Source organism: Microvirga sp. VF16, assembly GCF_016864375.1.
In the GTDB taxonomy this organism is placed as follows: domain Bacteria; phylum Pseudomonadota; class Alphaproteobacteria; order Rhizobiales; family Beijerinckiaceae; genus Microvirga.
Genome location: NZ_CP069359.1, coordinates 227,896 through 242,767, shown reverse-complemented (window position 1 = coordinate 242,767; position 14,872 = coordinate 227,896). Strand labels below are relative to the sequence as shown.

General features: G+C 61.0%; 13 protein-coding genes and 1 pseudogene. 7 read left to right on the top strand and 7 right to left on the bottom strand.

Going from position 1 to position 14,872, the window contains the following annotated elements; translation table 11 throughout:
• Nucleotides 1-9 precede the first annotated feature (9 nt).
• The 3 genes from JO965_RS46520 to JO965_RS46510 form a co-directional block, all read right to left on the bottom strand.
• A complete protein-coding gene (locus tag JO965_RS46520; protein ID WP_203447969.1) occupies nt 10-261 on the bottom strand; it encodes a WGR domain-containing protein in 252 nt (83 codons plus the stop codon).
• Nucleotides 262-416: 155 nt separating this feature from the next.
• Nucleotides 417-1,571: a plasmid replication protein RepC gene (gene repC / locus JO965_RS46515; protein ID WP_203447968.1), complete on the bottom strand. Its 1,155-nt coding sequence runs from the start codon at nt 1,569-1,571 to the stop codon at nt 417-419.
• Between the two features lie 175 nt (nt 1,572-1,746).
• The gene (locus JO965_RS46510) at nt 1,747-1,959 is read right to left on the bottom strand and encodes a hypothetical protein (protein ID WP_203448486.1); all 213 of its coding nucleotides are present in this window, start codon (nt 1,957-1,959) and stop codon (nt 1,747-1,749) included.
• Between the two features lie 635 nt (nt 1,960-2,594).
• On the opposite strand from JO965_RS46510, the gene JO965_RS46505 reads away from it, so the two are divergent.
• Together JO965_RS46505 and JO965_RS46500 are read left to right on the top strand one after the other, a co-directional pair.
• Nucleotides 2,595-3,842 (top strand): DNA repair exonuclease, encoded by a 1,248-nt coding sequence (locus JO965_RS46505; protein ID WP_203447967.1) that lies wholly within the window; start codon nt 2,595-2,597, stop codon nt 3,840-3,842.
• Nucleotides 3,839-7,417 (top strand): YhaN family protein, encoded by a 3,579-nt coding sequence (locus JO965_RS46500; protein ID WP_203447966.1) that lies wholly within the window; start codon nt 3,839-3,841, stop codon nt 7,415-7,417. Before JO965_RS46505 ends, JO965_RS46500 begins: the two co-directional genes overlap by 4 nt.
• 61 nt (nt 7,418-7,478) lie before the next feature.
• Here JO965_RS46500 and JO965_RS46495 read toward each other — a convergent pair.
• Nucleotides 7,479-7,593: pseudogene (locus JO965_RS46495) on the bottom strand (IS110 family transposase); the annotation flags it as partial.
• A 435-nt stretch (nt 7,594-8,028) separates the two neighbouring features.
• Between JO965_RS46495 and JO965_RS46490 the strand changes: the two are divergent.
• The 5 genes from JO965_RS46490 to JO965_RS49990 all read left to right on the top strand — a co-directional run bounded on the left by JO965_RS46490 (nt 8,029) and on the right by JO965_RS49990 (nt 10,744).
• Nucleotides 8,029-8,232 carry a hypothetical protein gene (locus JO965_RS46490; RefSeq protein WP_203447965.1) on the top strand — a complete coding sequence of 68 codons (204 nt, stop codon included), beginning with the start codon at nt 8,029-8,031 and terminating at the stop codon, nt 8,230-8,232.
• Nucleotides 8,225-8,482 carry a WGR domain-containing protein gene (locus JO965_RS46485; protein ID WP_203447964.1) on the top strand — a complete coding sequence of 86 codons (258 nt, stop codon included), beginning with the start codon at nt 8,225-8,227 and terminating at the stop codon, nt 8,480-8,482. Before JO965_RS46490 ends, JO965_RS46485 begins: the two co-directional genes overlap by 8 nt.
• A gap of 40 nt (nt 8,483-8,522) precedes the next feature.
• Nucleotides 8,523-8,738 carry a hypothetical protein gene (locus JO965_RS46480; RefSeq protein WP_203447963.1) on the top strand — a complete coding sequence of 72 codons (216 nt, stop codon included), beginning with the start codon at nt 8,523-8,525 and terminating at the stop codon, nt 8,736-8,738.
• 795 nt (nt 8,739-9,533) lie between these two features.
• Nucleotides 9,534-10,310: an outer membrane protein gene (locus tag JO965_RS46475; RefSeq protein ID WP_203447962.1), complete on the top strand. Its 777-nt coding sequence runs from the start codon at nt 9,534-9,536 to the stop codon at nt 10,308-10,310.
• Nucleotides 10,311-10,465: 155 nt separating this feature from the next.
• Nucleotides 10,466-10,744 (top strand): PilZ domain-containing protein, encoded by a 279-nt coding sequence (locus JO965_RS49990; protein ID WP_203447961.1) that lies wholly within the window; start codon nt 10,466-10,468, stop codon nt 10,742-10,744.
• Nucleotides 10,745-10,803: 59 nt separating this feature from the next.
• On the opposite strand, the gene JO965_RS46465 is transcribed toward JO965_RS49990, so the two are convergent.
• From JO965_RS46465 to JO965_RS46455, 3 genes are all read right to left on the bottom strand, one after another.
• Nucleotides 10,804-10,971: a hypothetical protein gene (locus JO965_RS46465; RefSeq protein ID WP_203447960.1), complete on the bottom strand. Its 168-nt coding sequence runs from the start codon at nt 10,969-10,971 to the stop codon at nt 10,804-10,806.
• A gap of 646 nt (nt 10,972-11,617) precedes the next feature.
• On the bottom strand, nt 11,618-13,141 hold the full coding sequence (locus tag JO965_RS46460) for a heme peroxidase family protein (protein ID WP_203447959.1): 1,524 nt from the start codon (nt 13,139-13,141) through the stop codon (nt 11,618-11,620).
• A 928-nt stretch (nt 13,142-14,069) separates the two neighbouring features.
• Nucleotides 14,070-14,354 (bottom strand): hypothetical protein, encoded by a 285-nt coding sequence (locus tag JO965_RS46455; protein ID WP_203447958.1) that lies wholly within the window; start codon nt 14,352-14,354, stop codon nt 14,070-14,072.
• Between the last annotated feature and the right edge of the window lie 518 nt (nt 14,355-14,872).

The following is a 14,872-nucleotide window of genomic DNA, read 5'->3' as shown; positions in this document are numbered from 1 at the left end:
TTGCCTGCCCTACCCGTCTTGGAGCAGATAGCCGCGTCGCCGCTTTCGCTGAAGCCAGATCTCGAGGGCTTCCACGGCGTATGAGTGGTTTTCGTAGAGCTCGATCCTGCGCTGGCCTGGTTGCCCAAGGCGGCCCCACTCCCGGATCAGGGTCGCATCGCCAAACAGGCTGGGCTCGATCGACAGGACATAGTAGCGAGCCATGTTGCAGCTTGCATCGCATCTGTGAAGGACCAGATAGTGGATCGTGTCGTGAGCCATGCGCCAGTGTCGCGCGGGCCCCTGGACGAGGTCCAATCAAAGTCCTGAATCCGTTGAGCATGACCGATTCACATCCGTGATGCATCCTGCTAATGCCGCTCTCTGACCCCAGGCACGCTGGCCAGTCGTCATCTCGACGCGCACGGCTCCTCTCCCTATGACATTCTTCGCCTCCTCATGGCCAGGAGTTCGACGGCGAGGTCGATCTTGCCGGATTTCACCATGCGGGTAAGGGCGCGGAAGTAACCGCCCGGGTTCTTGATCCTGCTCTCCCCACCGTTCTTGGCCATGTCGTCCTCATAGAGCTGCAGCACGTAGATCACGGCGATGGCGGCTCTGACGGTGCCGATGTCCTCCACCGCCTCGGCCCAGGCGCTCTCATGCGCCCCGAGGGAAGCCCGCAGGTAGCGGCCGGCGGAGATGATATCCGCCAGATCCCGGACGGGCTGGCCGTAGTCGCCCAGCGTGGGGCAGGCCTCAAGGATCAATTCGGGTGATAGGTGCTCCGAGGTTTGTTCGGTTGAACGAACCGCCTCAGCTTTCTTCGGAAAGCTGTTGTTACAAGGCTCACTAGGAGATCCGTTGTTGTTATTAGTGTGACGGCAGTCTTTGCCGCCATTGCCCGCTTTTATGAAAGCTTGCTCGCAAGCCATCCTCAGGGCTGTCCACTCCTCGAGGATCGCGTGCGGCATGGCCTTCGTGCTGCGCAACGGCGTGCGGGCTTTCAGGCCTTTGACATGTTCTTCCAGGTCGGAGCGATCGAGATCAGGATAACGCTCGGCCAAAGCACTCAGGGCCTCTTCGGCAGCCCGCCTGGCGATGGTAATCTCGTCAAAGGCGCGCTTGCGGGCTTCCTTGGCCTGCTTCATCTCGATAAGACGCTCAGCCCACTCCCCTCGCCTGGCGTAAACGGGAGTCAGGTCGAAGCCGAAGGCGTCGACGACCTCTCCGGCCAAATCTTTGACCGCATAGCGCTTTCCGTTCGGGGATTCCTTCGGAACGATGAGCTGCTGATCGATAAGGACCTTGAATGCATACCGGATGGACCGCTCCGAGAGGCCGGTCCGGCTCATGAGGTAGTCGTTCGACGGCCAGACCAGCAGCCGCTCCCATTCTTGTTCTCCCCAGCAAGCAACGAGCTCGGATAGGACCGATCGGGGTCCATTCCGCAATTCCAGGGCCTTGGCAGCCTCGCGAGCTGCCGCAGATAGTTCTTTACGCGTCACCGTGCGCCCGGTTTCGAGCACAAGTTCTCTCGCAGCCAGAGCGGCATATCTCAGCCGCCGGCCTCCTGACGATGCAACCTGCATCGCGCCCTCCATGTTGAGGGCAAAGCGGGAGCGCTCACCGAAACCGATGCTCTTGACAGTCAGCTTGTCGGGATGGCATAAGGAAGGTGCAAATCATTCCAGATGCCCACCCTCGCGGTGGTTCTCCAAAGGCCCTCGAAGTTTCCAGCTTCGTGGGCCTTTTGCTTTGCCTGGTTTACGTCACGGCATTTCGATCCTTCTGGGCGAACATGGCCTCGAGGGCATGGGTGATGACGGCTTCACGCGACTTGAAGCGGCCACTCTCGACGGCTTCGTCGATCGCAGCGCCCAAAGTTCCGGGAACCCAGACGTTCATCTCCCTGTCTCCCCGCTCTCGGCGAGACTGGCGGAAGCGTTGAACGCGCTCGGTCCGTTTAGCGTCAGGCATGGCATCCACCCGTTACACTCGTACCGTTCCGAGAGATGACCGATTCTGAGTTGGCTGTGGAGTCGCGCGTCAAGAATCCATTCACAATAGATCGATTCAGCGGTGGGAAACTTCTTTAGTCAGAATCATTTAGCCCACAAGGCCGAATCAATTCGCATGTAAATCCCTTGTTCCAGGCTATCTCAAGCTACTCACTTGATTCGCGGCGACCTAGTATTCGCCCTGAAGTTCGATTCGCGATCCGGAATTATGATTCGAGGATGGGACGCGTCTATGGTTAATAACTATTAACCGAGCCGATATAGCCTCTGGATATTTGTAATCGATTCTAGCGCCGGCGTGACTCGGCGGAATGCCACGGCAAGTCGAATGGCACCTTCTCCTCAACTGGCATCAATCAGATTCCAGAGGGCGTTCGCACTGGTGCACTGAATACGAGTTCGTCCAAAGGGCTCGTCAGCTGAATGATGGCGCATAGCTCTATCGAGCGGTGTCACCATTTGAGCACTCTCCAAAAGTTCGCGTTTGGGCTGGAGTGCCGTTCCTTCTTTGTTCACTTGTCGCTGCCATGGCCCCTGCCTCAAGCTGATCCTTGGGGCGGTAACAGTATGCATCATGCCCCAGTGCGGGGGCACATGCGTTTCATTCATGCGGCAGATCTCCACCTCGATAGCCCGCTGTCGGGCCTGAGGGAGCGAGCCGGCGAGCAGGCCGAAAAGCTCATCGGCGCAACTAGGCGCGCGTTCGAAAAACTGGTCGACTTCGCCGTCGATGAGCGCGTCGATCTTGTTGTGATTGCCGGTGATGTGTTCGACGGCGATTGGCCCGATCACGGCACGGGCCTGTTCTTCGTGAAAATGCTCGCCCGCCTCAACGCCGCGGGGATCCCGGTTGCCATGATCCGGGGCAACCACGATGCCGCCAGCGTCATCAGCCGGAGATTGAGCTGGCCCAGCAACGTTCGGGAGTTCTCAAGCCGGGCACCTGAGACCTGGACGCCCCCCGGCCTCGGCGTGGCCATTCACGGGCAGAGCTTTGCCGACCGCGCAATCCCGCACAATCTGGCGGCTACTTACCCCGAGCCGGTTCCCGGCCTTTTCAACATTGGCCTCCTCCACACGTCCGCGACGGGCCGTCCGGGGCACGACACCTACGCGCCCTGCGAGCTGCGCGATCTCGTCGCCAAAGGCTATGACTACTGGGCTCTCGGCCACGTGCACACCCGCGAGGTGCTGTGCGAGGCACCGCACGTGATCTTCCCGGGAAACCTGCAGGGCAGGCATGTCAACGAGCCGGGAGCCAAGGGTTTTACCCTCGTGACTGTCGAGGGTGGGCGCGTCCGCCAGGTTGAGCCGATCCCCGTCGACGTGGTGCGCTGGGCCCGCGTCGCCGTGGATGTGTCGTCCGCATCGACATTGGACGAGACGTGCCCTTTGATCGGACGGGCCTTAAAGGCGGCGGTTGACGAGGCCGATGGCCGGATGCTCGCCGTTCGTCTCGTCCTGACCGGCGCCAGCCCGGCGCACCGGGTTCTCGCCGGCGACCCGGAGCGCCTGGAGGCCGAGTGTTCCTCGCTTGCCCTCCAGGCACAGGGCGACGTCTGGATTGAGCGTGTTGACGTTGAGACGGTTCTTCCCGAGGCAGAGTACGTCCCAAGTGAAGGGTTCAACGACCTCGTCCAACTTCTGCGCGAGGTCAGGACCGATCCCGATGAGTGCGCTGTGATCCGGGAAGCGCTTGAACAAGGCCTTGGCAAGCTTCCCACAGGCGCTCGCGCGAAATCACGCCTTGACGACCTTGCGCCCGATCAGATGGAGCGCATCCTCGCCGATGCGGAAGCGCTGCTCCTGCACCACCTCACGACCGAGCCGGTTCAGCCATGAAACTTGAGACGCTCACCCTCGAGCGATATGGGCGCTTCGAAGACCTGACCCTTGATCTGACCGGAAGCGACGTACGGCTGCACATCGTCTTCGGTCCGAACGAGGCAGGCAAGTCGACCCTGCTGTCCTCGGTCGTTGACCTGCTGTTCGGCATCCCGATGCGTTCGCCTTACGGCTTTCGGTTCGATTACAGTCAGATGCGCGTCGGGGCGACCCTCGCCAACGATGCCGGCGAGCGCCTCTCGTTCAAACGCCGCAAAGGCAAGGGCACCTCCGGGACGCTGCTGTCAGACCAAGAGGCAGCCCTCCCGGACGCTGCTCTCACCCGCTTCCTCGGATCTGCCGATCGAGAGTTGTTCGAGCGGATGTTCGGTCTCGACCATCAGCGGCTGCGCCTGGGCGGCAAGAAGATGCTGGAGAGCGGCGGCGATCTGACAACCAGCCTGTTCGAGGCTGGCAGTGGTCTCACAAGGGTCGGCGATGCTCTTCGGCGGATCGAGGACGAGATCGGGAAGCTCGGAGCCCTGGACCAGCGCAAATCCGCCGGCAAGCCGATCTGGCAGCAGATCGATCGGTTCACGAAGGCTCAGCAGGCCATGCGCTTGGACGCCCTCAAGACCGACGAGTGGCGTCAGGCAGAGGCCAGCGTGGAGGCGGCGCGTGAGAGGCGGCGCAATCTCGACGAGGCCATGACTCAGTTGCGGCGCAAAAGATCCCGGCTGGAGCGCATCCGTCGCGTCAATCCGATCCTGGCGGCGATCCTGCAGCGGGAAAGCCGGCTGACGGCATTCGGCCCGACAGCGGCAACGTTGCCTGAGACCTTCGAACGCGAATGGCGCAGTCTCGACAGTGCCGTGCGCGAGGCCGCCACAGGAGCAAGGCGGGCCGAGGATCTCCTACAGCAACTTGAAACAGAGATCGCTGCGGAACCGAAACCCAAGGGTCTTCCAGCGCGGACTGCCGAGATAACCGCTCTCAACGAGGCGTTGGGAGATTACCGCAAGAAGCTCGCGGATGAACCGAAGCTCATGCGCGACAAGGCCAATGACGACAGCCAAATCGCCGGGCATCTGCAACAGCTTGGGCTGACACTGGATCCTGCCACGGTCGAGGCACAGATGCCGTCCGCGCCGCTGATCTCGAGGCTGCGCGAATTGGCTCGCAGCGGGCAAGCTGTCCTGAGCAGACTGGAAGTGCTGGAAGCTGATCTGAAGGAGGCCCGGGAGGCGTTCGAGGCGGCACAGCGCAAGCTCCAGGCTCTTTCTGGGTCGACAGCGGATCCTGCCGGCGCGACTGGGCTGTTGAACGAGATCCTGCAGCTGGGTGATGTCTCGAGCTTGCTTGCCCAGGCGGACATAGCCAATGCGAACGCCAAGCGGGATCTTGCCGAGGCCTTGAGCAGGGTTCCACGCTGGACCGGGACGACCGAGGATCTGGCGGCACGGCCCGTTCCGGGAATCGAACTCGTGGCGCAGTATGACCAGGCTTGGCGCAAGGCCGTGGACAGCCATGAGACGGCAGAGCGCAAGCTGATTGAAACTGACAACGAGCTGCAGCAGGTCAAGGCCGAGATCATCGGTCTGGCGGCAACCGGCGAAGTGCCCTCCCCGGCTGCCGTCAAAGCCGCTCGCGACCATCGTGACATGGGCTGGCGGCTGGTTCGTACGCGCCTTATCGATGCCCATGTGCCCATCGATGAGCTGAGCGCTTTTGCCCCGAGTGGCGATCTTGCCGGCTCCTTCGAGACCGCGCTGCGCCACGCGGATGAGCTCGTGGACCGGCGTGAACATGAGGGGCACCGTGTCGCACGCCTCACCGACCTTGCCGCACAGAAGGAACGGCTTGCCGCCGCGTTGGATGCCGCGCGGTTAGCCGAGGAGCGTGCACAGGCTGAACTGGGCTCGCTCCAGGGCCGCTGGATTGCACTCTGGGCCGACTGCGGCACCGACCCAGGCACTCCTGCCGAGATGCTGATCTGGCTCAGGCAGCGGGATGAGGTTGTCCGCCTGCTGACAGCCTCCCGACGGAGCGAGGAGGCTCTCGATCAAAGCCGCGCCATTGCCGCCAATGCCCGCTGTCTTGCGACCGAGGCTGCGGGCCTGCTCGGCGTTTCGACTGACCATGACGAGACATTCTCCGTGCTCTTCCGCAGGGTGCAACAGGCGCACTCGTCAGCTCTGAAGACATGGACAGAGCGCCAGGCCCTGGCCACGTCTCTGCAGGACCTGCAGCACCGCGTTGCCCGTCTGGAGAAGGATGTCGCCCGCGCAGCTGCCGAGCGAACGAGCTGGCTCGATCAATGGGCGGACGCCGTCACGCGCCTGCAGCTCCCTGCCGACGCCCTGCCCGCGGAGGCGGAAGCGGCGTTGTCGATCTGGGATTCGATACGAGACCGCTCCACGAACCGATCCCAAACGATGCGCCGGCTCGACGGGCTGCGCAAGGACCTACAGCAGTTCCGAAGCGACGTGCTCTCCCTGCACGCTTCGCTCGGCGCGATGGCGGCTGACTTTGATACGGCCGATCCGGAGAAGGCCGTCCGGATGCTGTACGAGCAGCTTCGGGAGGACATGCTTCAGACCGAAAAACTCGCAGAACTTGCCCGCCGCGTCGAGAAAGCGCGTAACTCCCATACCGATGCGTTTGAGTCCTTGCGCGTCGCGAGTGAGCGAATGGATCATCTCTTGCGGCAGTCAGGGTTGGATGCGAATGCCGACCCGCTGGCCGTTGCCGCGGAAGCGCAGGAATATCGCACGATCGCAAGCGAATTGGCCGAGAAGCGCAACGAACTCGCAAAGGCCGGTGACGGGCTCGGAGAGGATGCATTGCGCCAGGAGGCGGGCTCCATCTCGCCCGATGAGAACGCTGCGGAATTGTCGGCACTGGAGAAAGACGAGGAGCGCCTCGTTGGCGAGAGCCAAGCCGCAGCCCAAGCCGAAACCGAGGCGGAACGGTTGCTGCGCGATCTCGCCGGGCGGAAAGGCGCCGCGGAGGCCGCCCAAGAAGCCCAGAACGCCGCCCTCGGGATCGGCATCTGCGCCGAGCGCTGGATGCGCCTGGAGGCAGCCCGGCGCATTCTCGAACGGGCCATGGAGCGCTATCGTGCCGCCAACGAGCACCCGCTGGTCCGCCGGGCGAGCGAGATCTTTGGGCTGATTGCCGGAACCGGCCCCAATCCGTTGGCGCGGCTGGCCGTCCGCTACCGCGATGGTGATGCCCCAACCCTGATTGGCCTCCGGGCTGACGGATCCGAGTGCGACGTCGAAGGGATGAGCGAGGGTACCCGTGACCAGCTCTACCTGGCTCTTCGCATTGCGACCATTGAGCGGCACGTCGTCGAGAACGAGGCGCTTCCCTTCCTGGCGGATGATCTTTTCATCACCAGCGATGACGAGCGCGTTGTGCCAGGGCTTGCCGCCTTGGCAGAACTCGGGCGGTCAACGCAGGTCATCCTGTTCACCCATCACCGCCACGTGTTGGATGCGGCTTTCAGTACGCTTCCGTCCGGGAGCGTGATGGTGCATCGGCTGCAGTCGCATGGGAGGCCAGTGGAGTTGCGGGCCGTCGCGAGTTAGGGAGCTATCCGATTGGGAGCAGAGCTCAGGTCGGACGAGTTGGGTCAGCCATGACAACATACCTGTAGGCGGAATCCACATTGTGGTAGTCGGTCAGGTCAGGCCGCTTGGGTCCTGACCAACTGCATCCGTGTCATCTGGCGCAGCGCCTCTCGCAATCCGTCCGGCGCGCAGACCCCATATGCAGACCGACGAGGGCGAGCTGCACGCAAGCCGATTATCTTCCAGTTCGGCTCCGACTATGCCCGCATGTTCAGCGCGGCCAACAAGCGCGCTGCGGCGGCTCGTGGCGGCGACTTCCGCTCTTGACGGGATTGCCCCATCACAGCCCTCGCGCGCCTCCACGAGGCTCCCAGAGGCTCGCAGGCCCGCTCCCGCGCCCCGAGCTGCTGCCCATCGCCCCCGTCAGAGCCCTCGCTTAAGGGGCCCAAAGGCATAGCCGCATCTGAATCCTCAGTGCATATGGGCCCCTTTGTGAAAGAAAGCGGCATTCCTGCAGAAGCCTCTGAGTCCAGCGCAAAACTCGTAGCCGCCTTAGCACGATTCGAAGAGGGTTTTCGGCAGAGCCGAGGCGGGTAAGGTTAGGGCAGAGCGAGATTCTGAGAGGGCAGGTGGTCACAGCACTGCACGACGAGGAAATCGAGGCCAAGGCGCGCGTCATGATGCGCGAAACGATCGAACGCTCGGGTTGGTATCCAACTCTGCGCAGGGAGGATCGCGAGTTGCTCATCGCGCAGGATGTCGACCGGCACTGGCAACTGATGATCGCCGAAGCGCGAAAGATGCTGGAGCAGCGTCAGAGGCCGGATGCCTGACGATCTCCGCTCGCCGTTCAAGCACCATCTCGTGCTGCACCGGATCGATCCGGTGCAGGGAATCCGGCGCTTGTACTCGCTCATGATTGAGCGCGATCTGTTCGGGACGATCCGCCTCTTGCGCCACTGGGGCCGGATCGGCAGCAACGGACAGGAGCTGGTCGGGATCTGCGATAGCGAACTGGAGGCCGGAGAAGCCCTGGAGGCTGTGGCACGGGCCAAGCGCCGGCGTGGCTATCGCGATCTGTGATCGCCAAGGATTGGCCCCATTGGGCGAGTAGCCCAAGATCATGGCTGAACAGAACATGCAATCTCTCGATGCGGCGATTGAGGAGACCATCGATCTGGTCCATCAGGTCATTGAGCAGACCCGCGCCGAAATCGCCCGGTCGCAGGCTTTGAGCCAAGCCGAAGCTGACCTCGTGCAATCCATCGAACGCATCGTCGATGAAAGCGCGGTTCTGCGCACGGGTGATGATGCGCCGTCAATCGGCACCGCCTCTTAACCCAGAACGGGACAAAGCAGACAGGCTGCGTTGCGCATCAGGCTGAAAAACCCAGAACCCCGTTCGGACGCTCAGCCGGATGGGGTTTCTTGTTAGGGGTTTGTTAACCATATCGCGACGACCATGCTTTGGCTGATCCGATGGGCTCCGGATCAGCAACCTCCCATGGAGCAGGCGAGGCGATCCATCCGCGTCTCGCCTGTTTCGGGGATGTCAGCGTCAAGGCGCAGGAACTATCCCGTAACCACGATCACACTCGAACCTGATCCAGGCGGGAGGCACGGCGTTGCTCCTGTGTCTGAACGGGAGAGGACTGCCCATGACTATTCTCGATCCGATCACCGGAAACCTCGTCACCATCGACACCCCAATCCGGCCTCGCCGTTGAGCGTCCTGCATTGCTGGGAGGTGGTGAGGAAACTATCCTCACACCGACGAGCCATCCGCTGGATCCTGCAGGAGCTCACCAGCTGGCTGGATCAGTTCTCCGATCCCGCTGTTAAGGCAACTTTGTCGGTCGACGGCAGCCGCAATTAAAAAACCCTGCCCGTTGCGGGGCAGGGTTGAGTTCTTCTCCTCGCCTTCGGAGATCTCCGAAAACAGAACCAGTACGTCACGCAATTCCCCGTCTGTCAAATAAGACGAAGTATTAACGAGGTGGCACGCGTGGATTCATCCCGCCAATACAGCAAGAAAGCGTTTAAAGCTGAGCGGTGTTGCAGCTTTGCCATATCCAGAATTCATTCTTGATCCATACTCCACGCCTGCGACTCCTCGCACAAGGGATGAAAGCTCATGAGAACACGTCTTCTTGGCCTTCTGGCCGCAACCGCCATCACCACCGCCGGTCTCTCGGCCGCGTCTGCCGCGGACCTGCCGTCGCGCGTTGCGCCGGCGCCAGTTTTTGCACCGGTTCCGGTCTTCACCTGGACCGGGTTTTATGCCGGTGTGAACGCCGGCTGGGGCTGGCGCGACAGCAACCGCGAGACCGTCGTGCTCGGCGGCGATGTGCCGGGCACCCTGTTCTTCCCGGACAACGGCGACGGCGGCTTCACCGGCGGCGCCCAGATCGGCTACAACTACCAGATCGGCTCCTTCGTGATCGGTCTCGAGACCGACATCCAATGGGCCGACACCGATCAGGACGAGAATGTCGCCTTCATCCCGGCCGGCCTGCCCGGCACCTTCGTGCCCGGCGAGTTCCGCTCCAACCTGTCGGACTGGTTCGGCACGGTGCGGGCCCGCGCCGGTGTCGCGATCGACCGCGTGCTGATCTACGCCACCGGCGGTCTGGCCTATTCCGATGACACCACCGGCTGGGTGGCCGGCGGCGGTGTCGAGTGGGCGCTGCCGGTGAACTGGTTCGGCTCCTCGGCGGTGACCTTCGGGCTCGAGGGCCTGTGGCTCAGCTTCGATGAGGACGACGACGATTTCGGCACCGGCTTTGTCGGCACCTTCACGCCGGCCGGCGGCGGCGCCCCGGTCGACATCTTTGCCCCCGCCGTCGGCAACGACGACAACGACTTCTTCGTCGCGCGGGCCAAGCTGAACTTCAAGTTCGGCACCTACTGAGATCACCCCTTCACCAGTGGCAGGAGAGGCTCGGGGCAACCCGGGCCTTTTTTGTTGCTTATGTAATCGCTGATTTCCGAGAAAGCCGTTTATGGAACAGCGAACCACGGGGCGGCTTTCTGCTTCCAAACATTTGGAAGGAGGAAGAGGGAGCCATGCCGGAAGAGACTGATCGGCGTTGGCACAGACGGTGGCCAACGTCTTTCAAGGCACGGGTCGTGTTCGACGACCAATCTCCAGCTCTCCCATGCATCGTGCAAAATATGTCCGCCAGTGGTGCTCAACTTGCTTTCGCGACTGTGTTCGAGTTGCCGCGCGAATTTGAGCTGGAGATCCCGAGCCTGGACCTGCGGGTCGAAGCGCGCGTGGTCTGGAGCCGAGACGAGCAGCATGGAGTCACGCTTGTTTGGCCGCAGCGGACACCGTGGGCGTGAACAAAGCCGGCCGCGCAATTTCGCATAACGTCCAGTATGGAACGGTGAGCAGCCGGCGCTCAGTTGTGGCCGAGGAGGTGGTAGGCCACCCCGGCAAGGATCACGACATTCAGGACGACGACCAGGAGCAGGGTGAAACGGGCCATTCGCCTGTGCTGCGCCAGTTCGGTGTGGATGGCCTCTAACTTCCGGTGCTTGGCGAACTCGTCGGGTTCGATAGGCTTCACGGTTCTCCTCCGGGGTGAACCCAGCCATACTAGCTGCATTTAGGAAAATAAACATCGGCCAGATGGCCGATGTTGCCGCACCAGCGCAGGTCAAACCTGCCGCGCCATTTCGCATAAGCCGCAGTATAGAACTCGGTGAGATCGTGATATTATATTGCGAGGGGCATACTCTTGGATAAGAGGAGGCTGCCGTGGGCGTACCTATCCAGAGGCTCTGGCACCATGTCTCCCATTTGCCGTTCCTAAGCTTCCTCCGTGCTCGCGAACTGCCAACAGCTCCGGACAAATTCGCATTGGACAAGGTCGCAGTCACGTTCAAGGAATGCGAGGGCGTCTGCGAGCCGACGGCCGAACAGATCCAGGCGAAGGAACGGGAGCGCGCAGATCGGTTCAAGGGTGATCAGCTCTTGCCGATTATGGGATTTGGAGGAGGCTCACCGAGTCCACCGTCTTGAACGGACACCAAGCCTCAGTTCCCGAGTAAGAAACAGGGCGCGAATTTCCGATAAGGCCCTTTATGGAATTCCTTGCAGTGCCCTCCCGGATGACCGTACGAGCGAGTGCTGCTTGCCCTTCACAAAGACAATCAGCTGAAGCGGGAGGGCGGGCGTAAATGAGAACTTCCCGCTTTTCTTGGTTGCTAACGCTAGCCAATCGGATTGATATCATCCACCAGACGAAGCAGGTCGGTCATCAGAAACGTACCAGGTTTTGCTGCCGGCAACGTCGGCTTCCAGTTCTTTGCCTGCCACAGGAATGATTTTGTGTCTCCGTGGATCAGACCCACGAACACTTCAGAGACGAGGATCGAGCCCACAGGACCTAAGCGCTCGCCGTTATGGCGGACCTGCGCTTCCTTCAGGATGTAGTACCAAAGCGGGGTTGCCTTATCGAGACCTTGCTTTTTGGCCACCTGTCCCTCTGGACCACTCGCGATCTCTTGGGTCGTGAGTGGGTTCTTGATCCTCATTGCCTTGGCAACGTCTTGGCCTGAGGGCAATCCGAGATTGACGCCGCGCTTCATGTTCCGGAACGCTAGATTGCCACCCTCGCCAGGCAGGGAATGCAGCTCTGGGACAAGGAACGGATCTAGCTTCCGTGCATGGTTGAGGGTGAAATCGGGTGTGCCTTCCGGGGTGCCGAGATCGTAGAAGCGGCGCCAATCAATGATCCAATTGCTCGGCAGCACAGGAACCGGCAGGGGGCCTGTAGGCGGGTTCGGAGCAAGATCACCGATGATCTGGCCTGAGAGGCCACTAAACCCAAAAATCAGGCTGAAATCAGCAGGGGGATTATGAAAGACCCGGTTGTGGCTGTAGGTCTGCCGAACCATGCTGTGGCCGAGTCTGTAGGCAGCAGCCGAAAACTCGACCGGCATATAGGGCGTCTTCTTAAAACGGTAGAACTTACGCCCGTCGTTAAGGATCCTCGCGACGATCCCGGGTTCAGTGAGACGTTCCACAAAATCGTGGAGCACCATCCACTGATAGTGCCATGTTACTGTTTGGCGTGCCTCGGCAAAGATATCGGCTGGCGGTGTGGGAGATCCCGCGATCAGATCACAAACCTTGTTGTGGAACTTCAGGAATGCAAGATGCGTCTGAGCGACGAGCAGGTTTTCATCGTTGCGATGGTCGCCGATCAGGGCGAAGCCTTCAGGGCTGCGGGGAAGATCGTTGCGGAAGTTCCCAGTGACGCCGCCGAAATCGACGTTGATGTTCTTGCCGATGAGCAGTTTGGGGCCGTGCTTGCTCGTATTCTCAGGGTTGCGGGCATAAAGATGTGGGCTGCCGTCCGGCCCAAGGCCATAAACTGCATCAAGATCCAAGCTTGGGGTCCGGAAATTCTCGATGCCGAGCGGATCCTTGTCCTTCTCGGAAAGGGAAGTCAGATCGAGAGTGATGTCATGGTCGATGAACTGTCCCAGGTAGGTGAAGCCTGCAGGGACATGAGGGTTGTCGCGAGTGGTATCAGTCGGATCTGGATCCAGCATCGCGGCAGCAAGCGCCTGCAACTTGGCATCACTCACCTCTAACGGTGGGAGCTTTGGGAACATACGGCCAAACATACCCGGATCTTTGTGGCCGGACAGGGTATCAAGATGTTCTCTCTTTGGATGACGACCAGCGATGCCATGCCCGGGAATGACCTTCACGGTATCGGCCGACATAGACGTTGTTTTGAGAATTTCCTTTGGTGGGGTAGCCGCTGCCCTGCCTGCAGGGGTCTTTGACGCAGGTGTCATTACATCATTTGGCATTGGATTCCCCTTGTTCTCGCTCTGGGTTAGAGCGTGTTTCCCAACATGCTACTCTCTACTCATCTCTGACCTACCGACTTGGGCGTCATGCACTCAGTTATGTCTCAGTTTACTCTGGACCTCGGTAAGGATGATACGTGTGCACTGGAGCACAGAGCGGAAATTCCGAGAATTGCCTATGGAGCTGGATTCTGTGTCGTTTTGAAGGGTTCGTGAAGTGATCGCGGCGGCTTATGGAACGCTGCGCCGACTATTCAGTAAAAACCGCTCCGCAGGAGGTCTCTTCTGGCGCGCGAATCCTCGCGAATGCTTGTGAGACGATCCGGCCCAAATCTCCCGCCACGTTTAACGTGGGTAAAGGCTGCGGGCCTGCGGAGGGCGCATTCTTATCAGTGTCGATTGGTCCTTGTTCCAATCCTCCGAGGATCAATTCACGAACGACGGCATCAGACTTCCAGACTGCAAAAGCTCCCTCGTCGGTCCCTGTCGGCGGGGGAGTTTTTGTCGGCCAGTGGCTGGCCGACGGCCATCGACCTAATCCCAGTTTTCGACTCAGTTTAACCGAGGTGATGGAGTTCCCGGCGCAGGAGCGTAAGTTGATTAGATTATGGGTATTGAGAGCCTTGCTCCCTCCCGGCCTCCGCTCCGGTGAGGGAGCTTTTTCGTGAGGAAGAGAGGCCGGAAATGTCTCCGGCTTCGGCCTCTCCTCGCCCAGCTCTCGCGCTCATCAGGCCGCGTACCGCAAGGCCGAGAGACCAGAGCCAGCCTCGGAGCGCTCGGCAGCCGTGCAAGAGCCGTATCTCGGTCGCTTCATTCCTCAAGTCTCCTCGGCTCTGACTTACGCGAGATAGCTCCGGATCTTGCGGGCCGCAGCAGCGTAGGAATAGCTCCGCCGCTCGCCACCGATGAGATCGGCGACCCGATCGGCGTCGGATCCGGGCAGGATGTCGGTGCAGTTCCACAGCCGAGCGCAGGTTGCGGCGAGCGTCGCGCGGATCTTGCTGTCGTTCCGGTTCTTGTAATAAGCCTCCAGGGCCTCAAGAAATTCGTCGCGCAGGTGGCCGGGCGCGTGGCCTCCACGAAAGGGACGGAAAGGCGGACGGCGGTCGTGGTCGCTCACCATGATGATAGCTCCAGACACCATGATGGTGGGGTGCCACCACATCGCGATGCCGCGCCGTGCCTGAAGCGAAGCGCCGTCATCCGTTGGCGGGGTGCGGTGATCGCATGGCCCGAAGCCATTCCATCAATAAACGGGGCGGCGCGATCCCTGTCAGCGGGCTGCCGTGTGGTTGGCAATTGTCGCGGGAAACAGCGGCTGGGCGGGCAGGAAGCCCTTGCGGCAGGTTTCTATCATCCTGAGACCAGATCGCCGCCAGTGGTCGATTTTGAGGCCGGAAGCCTCTAGCCGGCGGAACTGGGTTCGATAGCAAACGGGGCCGGCAGTACATCCATGGGCAGGAGCTTATCTCGGAAGGAGTTCAACGCCCGAGATACCCCTCTTCCGATCCCTGTCTGAAGGAACGCTTGAAGGGTCAGATGGCTTGAGTTCTGGGGGCCTCATCTGCTGCAAAAGGCAGTGTCGGCCATGCAATCGGATCTCAAGGCCACACTCTGGCTGGCCTTCCATGCCTTTGTGTT

Coding starts and splice junctions, on each gene's coding strand:
- JO965_RS46520 (WP_203447969.1), bottom strand. CDS start 261: ATGGCTCACGACACGATCCACTATCTGGTCCTTCACAGATGCGATGCA.
- repC (WP_203447968.1), bottom strand. CDS start 1,571: ATGCAGGTTGCATCGTCAGGAGGCCGGCGGCTGAGATATGCCGCTCTG.
- JO965_RS46510 (WP_203448486.1), bottom strand. CDS start 1,959: ATGCCTGACGCTAAACGGACCGAGCGCGTTCAACGCTTCCGCCAGTCT.
- JO965_RS46505 (WP_203447967.1), top strand. CDS start 2,595: ATGCGTTTCATTCATGCGGCAGATCTCCACCTCGATAGCCCGCTGTCG.
- JO965_RS46500 (WP_203447966.1), top strand. CDS start 3,839: ATGAAACTTGAGACGCTCACCCTCGAGCGATATGGGCGCTTCGAAGAC.
- JO965_RS46485 (WP_203447964.1), top strand. CDS start 8,225: ATGCCTGACGATCTCCGCTCGCCGTTCAAGCACCATCTCGTGCTGCAC.
- JO965_RS46480 (WP_203447963.1), top strand. CDS start 8,523: ATGGCTGAACAGAACATGCAATCTCTCGATGCGGCGATTGAGGAGACC.
- JO965_RS46475 (WP_203447962.1), top strand. CDS start 9,534: ATGAGAACACGTCTTCTTGGCCTTCTGGCCGCAACCGCCATCACCACC.
- JO965_RS49990 (WP_203447961.1), top strand. CDS start 10,466: ATGCCGGAAGAGACTGATCGGCGTTGGCACAGACGGTGGCCAACGTCT.
- JO965_RS46460 (WP_203447959.1), bottom strand. CDS start 13,141: ATGTCGGCCGATACCGTGAAGGTCATTCCCGGGCATGGCATCGCTGGT.
- JO965_RS46455 (WP_203447958.1), bottom strand. CDS start 14,354: ATGGTGAGCGACCACGACCGCCGTCCGCCTTTCCGTCCCTTTCGTGGA.